At 34.6% G+C, this 6,295-nt stretch carries 8 protein-coding genes and 1 pseudogene; 3 read left to right on the top strand and 6 right to left on the bottom strand.

All coding sequences use genetic code 11. The features are described from left to right. Window positions 1-101: 101 nt before the first annotated feature. Together FF105_RS11295 and FF105_RS11290 are read left to right on the top strand one after the other, a co-directional pair. A complete protein-coding gene (locus FF105_RS11295; protein ID WP_004912700.1) occupies window positions 102-344 on the top strand; it encodes a transposase in 243 nt (80 codons plus the stop codon). Between the two features lie 45 nt (window positions 345-389). Further along, window positions 390-1,193: an IS3 family transposase gene (locus FF105_RS11290; RefSeq protein WP_198489495.1), complete on the top strand. Its 804-nt coding sequence runs from the start codon at window positions 390-392 to the stop codon at window positions 1,191-1,193. 41 nt (window positions 1,194-1,234) lie between these two features. On the opposite strand, the pseudogene FF105_RS11285 reads toward FF105_RS11290, so the two are convergent. From FF105_RS11285 to FF105_RS11265, 5 genes and pseudogenes are all read right to left on the bottom strand, one after another. Then, window positions 1,235-2,281, bottom strand: a pseudogene (locus FF105_RS11285) (IS30 family transposase); the annotation flags it as partial. A 204-nt stretch (window positions 2,282-2,485) separates the two neighbouring features. Beyond that, window positions 2,486-3,001 carry an Asp23/Gls24 family envelope stress response protein gene (locus tag FF105_RS11280; RefSeq protein ID WP_010277846.1) on the bottom strand — a complete coding sequence of 172 codons (516 nt, stop codon included), beginning with the start codon at window positions 2,999-3,001 and terminating at the stop codon, window positions 2,486-2,488. Between the two features lie 53 nt (window positions 3,002-3,054). Beyond that, on the bottom strand, window positions 3,055-3,249 hold the full coding sequence (locus tag FF105_RS11275; RefSeq protein ID WP_010277843.1) for a DUF2273 domain-containing protein: 195 nt from the start codon (window positions 3,247-3,249) through the stop codon (window positions 3,055-3,057). An 18-nt stretch (window positions 3,250-3,267) separates the two neighbouring features. Continuing rightward, a complete protein-coding gene (gene amaP / locus FF105_RS11270; RefSeq protein WP_168441558.1) occupies window positions 3,268-3,831 on the bottom strand; it encodes an alkaline shock response membrane anchor protein AmaP in 564 nt (187 codons plus the stop codon). 129 nt (window positions 3,832-3,960) lie between these two features. Beyond that, entirely contained in the window at window positions 3,961-4,371 is a 411-nt protein-coding gene (locus FF105_RS11265) for a hypothetical protein (protein WP_290046907.1), read from the bottom strand. Window positions 4,372-4,588: 217 nt separating this feature from the next. On the opposite strand from FF105_RS11265, the gene FF105_RS11260 reads away from it, so the two are divergent. After that, window positions 4,589-5,563, top strand: coding sequence for a D-2-hydroxyacid dehydrogenase (locus FF105_RS11260; RefSeq protein WP_010294008.1), 975 nt, complete (start codon window positions 4,589-4,591; stop codon window positions 5,561-5,563). A gap of 138 nt (window positions 5,564-5,701) precedes the next feature. Here the strand turns inward: FF105_RS11260 and FF105_RS11255 are convergent, their stop codons facing one another. Further along, a complete protein-coding gene (locus FF105_RS11255; protein WP_010294007.1) occupies window positions 5,702-5,962 on the bottom strand; it encodes a hypothetical protein in 261 nt (86 codons plus the stop codon). Between the last annotated feature and the right edge of the window lie 333 nt (window positions 5,963-6,295).

Here is a 6,295-nt window from a genome sequence, read left to right as displayed (position 1 = left end):
TTCAAAATAAAAGAAGTCAAAAGCCTTGAAACACTTGACTTCTGGTAGAAAAATGGACTATTTTTATTCAGTCCGTAAAATGAAAGTATAGGAGTATTTTTATGTCAATTCGTTATTCACAAGATTTCAAAGATTCATTGGTTAAACTTCACCAAGAAGGCCGTTCACTTAAATCATTAGCAGAAGAATTTGGTCCGTCGAAAGATTCTATTGCTATTTGGGTTAAACAAGCTACCCCAATCATGATCAAGGGTCAGTCAAAGACTTTAAAAGACGTCAAGCAACTAGAGAAGCGCCTCGCTATTTTGGAGGAAGAAAACGAAATTTTATCACGCATAGCCTGACAGGCATTGAGCGGCCATCTTACTAGCCAAAAAATAGTCCGTAATGTGGGATTGCCGCTCGTTAACCAATTTTTAGCACAAGGCTACGCGCTTGTGCGTATTTTAAGTGCACTTAAAATCAAACCTAGTACCTATTACAACTGGCGCCATTGGCAACCCAGTCGACAAGAAAAGCTTAGAGAATCCCTGAAACCTTATATTTTAGACGTTTGGAAAACCTTTAAATTTTATGGTTATCGTCGTATTGCTGCTTATAGTCAACAAACCGACGGTCCGAAAGTATCTGAGTATATGACACTCAAATTGATGCGTGAATTAGGGATTAGATCGCGCATGCAAAAACGTTATCGCAAACCCAAAACTGTTGTGACGGTTGCTCAAAAACCCAATCTGATTAGACATTTGCATGATTTGAGCGGTGTTTGGCAAACAGATATCACTTATATTCAGTTGACTAATCACAGATGGGTCTATTTAGCGACCGTTTTGGATCCTGAGAAGAGAAAGGTATTGGGCTATAAAATTGGCGATAAAATGACAGCCGAGCTAGCCACAAGTGCCTTACAGATGGCGTTAGATAAGCATCGAAAGCCGTTAATTATTCATTCAGATATGGGGTCACAATACACGAGTGCTGAATTTAATATTAAATGTCAAAATTATGGCTTGAAACATTCATATTCACTCAAAGGACATCCATACGATAATGGCCGTATGGAAGCATTTCATTCAATATTGAAACGTGAAGAGGTGTATTTGAAGGCATACAAAACATTAACGCAAGTCCAAGCAGCCATTGGTTGGTATATCAATTTTTATAATCGCAATCGTATCTCAAATGTTGCCTAAGTAACTGAATAAAAATAGTCCAACTTATTGACTTCTGAGCAAAGTGGCATTGCATTCATTTTTGAAGCCACTTCATCTAATTGTCGTTGCTTCACATCTTTAAATGACGTGCCTTTAGGATACCAATCACGTAGCTTACGATTTCTGTTCTCATTTGAACCACGTTGTTGTGGTGATGACGGTGTCGCATAATATAAATTGATTTTTAGTTGTTTCTGGACGTACTCTAAAAAGGCCCATGATATAAATTCAGAACCATTATCGGCTGTGATTGTGCGAACGGCTTTACCGTAACGTTCATAAAACAACTTAAACGCATCAACCATATCACTAGACTTCTTACTACGGACTAATATTAAGGCGGTAAACCGAGTCTTGCGTTCAGTCAATGTCATAATGGCTGTGGTATCTTGATAACGCTGATTATTCATTTTAGCTGGCAACACTAAATCAATTTCCCAATGACCAAACTGTTTACGACTTTCCACAACTTGTGAACGATCAAATATCGAATGGCGGACTAATTCTCCGTCATTTTTTAATTGTTCACGCAAACGTGCAATTTCACGTTCCTTATCACGTTTAGTTTGTGCCACAGCTCGTTCTTTAGGTGTGCCATTTTGACGATGATATTTCTGTTTACGAATATTGATAAGGCCTTGCCGAGACCATAACCTAATAACAGATGCGGACACATCAACATCTTGCACATTACCAGCAATTTGCTCTGGCGTCCAATGTTCAACATTAACCCAAGTTTCAATGATTTCTTTTAGTTCTGGTGTCAGTTTGAGACCAGTACCCATTTTACTGCGCTTTTTCAAAGCAATATATTGTCCACGCTGTGCCGAATACTTGATACGTGCGTGTATATCCATATTTAGCAGTGTTCGTCTATCTAAATGTGAGAAATCAAGCGTATTGCCACGGTGTAATTCACGTAATATTGATGACGGTGTATAGCCTAAACGTCTGGCTATATCAGCCTGTGTCATTTTCTCAATATTCCACAAATATTCAATCATGTGACGTTGGTTCTCATTCAACCGTGGTTGTCGTTTGCGTTTTTGTGTTGTTTCATCACTCATAAAACATATTTGCTCCTTAATTATGATTATTTCAGTCTAGGTTTACCCCTTAGAACAGGTTTAACATTTCACAATGTTGCTTATTATTTTATTTTTCATCATAAACTTTTTCATAGCTTTAAAAATAACTGTCATAAATATTGACTTATAAATCAAAAAAAAACCTCGAAATTATGTTTCGAGGTTTTTTCACTAGTGTAGGTTTTATTTAACGCGACCATCATCGTCGGTTAAATTACTGGCCGTTTCTTTAACCGAATTAACACCATCAGAAGTTTTTTCTTTAATTGCACTTCCCGCATCGGAAACTTTGTCTTGCAATGTAACTCTGGAATTCTTATATTCGGCTTGAGTTTGAATATCAATAATTTGAACATTTAATTCGACTAACTTAAGACTAGTTGTTTTCTCTAGCTGTGTTTCAATTACTTTAATTAATTCTTTGTAGATATCATGCGCATTATGACCAAATTCCATAATGACATCTAAATCAACAGCTACTTGCTCTTTGCCAACTTCCACGTCAATGCCATCAGTTGGATCATCACTATTGACAATTTTGTTTTTAATATTTGAAACGAAACCACCATCTACGCCGAGAAGACCTTTAACGTTTTCGATGGCGTACCCAACAATTTTTTGAATGACTTTGTCATTAAAAGTTAGTTCACCTTTAACATCTGTTCCTGCACTCTGTGTACTCTTGTTTTCTGTAACCATAATAACTTCCCTTCTACGTTTGTATAAATGAAATTAGTCAGTTTCCTTGACTGCTATTTACGTTTGAAAATTTGCACTAATGGTGTGAAATCAAAATCATACTTGTCTAGCCAGTAACCAGCTGCACTTGCTAATACTGTCACCACTACAATCCAAAAAGTACTAGCAAAGCCAACGGTCATTAGTAGAGTTGCTAAGATAAAGCCTAGAACACCAAATAGCCAACTATTAGGAATTTTATTTTTCACTTGGATTCCTCCACTTTACTACACGACTCGTGTAGACTTCTTTTTGTGTGAACTACTTGACTGTTTTTGATTGACTTTAATATTAATCTCTATTTTTTTTTCATCTATTCCAGACAGTAACTCTTGAATTTCACTTGTCAATGTATGCTTAATTTCTGGTAATTGTTTGATAACATGATTTTTATATAATGACTCAGCTGTGATATCAAAACGATTAATTTTCCTGGTGTTTTTAAAATCAATCTTGATATTAGACATGCTATAGCCGGAGAGTCTTGTAGTTATAAAACTAATCACACCCTCATTACTAAGAGAGAGTAAACCTTGTTTATTCTTTTCCAGCAGAATACCCTTTTTTTGAGCAGGTATCAACACAATAATCACCAAGACTAATACAGTCAGTACCAATAAACTTATCTGAGCAATATTTAAAAACTCGTGTTGGTTGACTGAACTACTCTCAGATATCTTAGCAATAAAATTATTTGTGACCGTAATACTTTCTGGCCAAATAGTCATTGACAGTACAAAAATATAAATCAAACACAGCAAGCCAAGAAAAGATTTGTGCCATCTTTTCATAAAATAGTCTCTTTTCTTATAATGCGTGATTGTTTCAAATATTAAGTAGCGCCACTTAATACTGCAAATATAACATAACTAAATATTGTTGTAAAACAATATACTCAAAATCTTCAACATTCGAAGTTTTTAGTACTTACTTTCTGTCAATTGTCTTTTTGCTTGATACAACTGTTCTTCAATTTTATTCAAACCACTCTCAGTGTTGCGATCAGTTCCCTTAATCAGCAAATTTAAATCACGATACGCAAAGGTTAACTCAATTGATTTTGAAACCAAATCTTGTACTCTAGATGCTAATTCTTTGTTAAAAAAAAGCCCATCTCCGTATGTTTGAGATTGTGCTTGTCTGATTTTAGCTTGTAATTGCATTGATACGCTTAAAGTTGTTTGGAAGTTTGGCGCACCAGCTTTGAATTGAAAGCCTTGTCTATCACTTTCTAACGTTTGGTTTAGTTGACTATATAAGTCTCTAAACCGTTCTAACTGCTTAATATACAGCTCTAATTGTTCTGGCTGTAACCATATTTTTGTTGCCATCTTATTTATTCCTTTCACTTTTAAATGCAACCAAAAAAGCTAGTAGCTGTTAAGCACTAACTAATTTTGTGGCTAATTCTTTATTGTTGAAAAAATTCTCAATTTTTTTATATTTTCAGATAATTTCTGAATCTTTTACCATGTCTACTTTCTATGCAAAATAAACTATGCTTAATAAATTTCATGATATGATTAACGAAAAAGAGGTATTAGCAATATGGTAAAAATTGTTCTTTTAGATGGCTATGAGTTAAATGACGATTTAGATTGGGATAAGTTAAGATCTGTTGGCGACTGTACTTTTTATGACCGTACCAATACAGCTAATGAAAAAGAAATAATAAACCGAATTGATGGTGCAGAAATTGTTATCACTCACAAAACTCCTATAAATGACTATGTCATTTCCCAATCTAAAAACCTGAAGTATATTGGAATTATGGGTACAGGTTATGATGTTATTGACCTAGAAAGTGCTAGTAAGCACAATATTGAGGTAACTAACGTTCCTACCTATGCTAGTGATGCGGTGGCTCAATTCACTTTTTCTCTCTTACTTGAAGTGACTGGACAAGTTGGACTACATAACCAATTAGTTCATCAAGATCATTGGTCACAAGGACCCGATTTCACTTTTTGGGACAAGCCTTTATATGAATTAAAAGATAAAACATTAGGTCTTATTGGCTACGGTCATATAGCTCAAAAAGTAGCAAAATTAGCTCATGCATTTGAAATGAATGTAGTGTTCTATAATCATCGTCCTAAAAAAATAAAAGGAAATTGGCTTAAACAAGTTTCGTTAGATGAACTATTGAAAACGTCGGACGTTATTAGTCTACATGTTATTCAAACTCCTCAAACAATCAATTTAATTAATAAGACAACACTGGCTAAAATGAAGTCTACTGCTATTCTCCTGAATACTTCAAGAGGAAAACTAGTTAATGAAAGCGATGTGGCAGATGCCCTGAATCAAGATCAACTATACGCTTTGGCAACTGACGTCGTCACCAAAGAACCAATTCAAAAAAATAATCCCTTACTTAAAGCTAAAAACTGCTATATAACCCCTCACATTGCCTGGGCGCCGTTTGAAACACGCGAAAGACTGTTATCCATTACAATATCTAACTTACAGACATATCTGTCGGGCAGCATAGTTAACAGTGTAATTGAAAGAAAAAAATAGTCAATTTTTAACATATGAAGTGCTGTGATATTTATTCACTACATAGCATTATTGAATGAACGCAGGCATCTTCATTTTTTTAGGTTTTAAATGCAAACAAAAAAGCTAGTCTCTTTTTAGCATTAAGCCATTTTATGACTAATCATATATATTTGTACGAACCGTTAAACCTGTTTCTTTACGAATTTTCTTAATAATTTCAGGAATTTTTTCCGTATAGGTGCTATCGAATTGCGCTATTTGTTGCGACTTTGTAGCCTTGCCAATTTTATACCATTCAAAGAATATATTGACCTTTTTTGAGTAAATTTGGTCAACAACTCTCACTTCATATATTGTGTTAGGTTGCTTAGCAAACATTTCTTTAATATCCCCAATGACAGCATCAATTTGGTTCATAGCTCAAACAGCTCCAGTCGTTTTATTTACTATAACTATTATACGAACAGTTGTTCCCTTAGTCAATAATTAAACACTCTAAATTATTTAGGGTAAATACTGTTTATCTTTACCAGTTTCATCAATAATTCGTAATGGTTCATTATAAATTTGTTGGGTACTCATACCCCTAGAAGTACGTCTAGGTGCTGGTGCTCTTATACTAAAAAAATGGACTATTTTTATTCAGTCCGTAAAATGAAAGTATAGGAGTATTTTTATGTCAATTCGTTATTCACAAGATTTTAAAGATTCACTGGTTAAACTTCACCAAGAAGGACGTTCACTTAAGTC

The organism is Leuconostoc sp. UCMA20149 (genome assembly GCF_030400235.1).
GTDB classification, from domain to species: Bacteria; Bacillota; Bacilli; order Lactobacillales; family Lactobacillaceae; genus Leuconostoc; species Leuconostoc pseudomesenteroides.
This window is presented reverse-complemented; position numbering and strand designations above follow the sequence as displayed.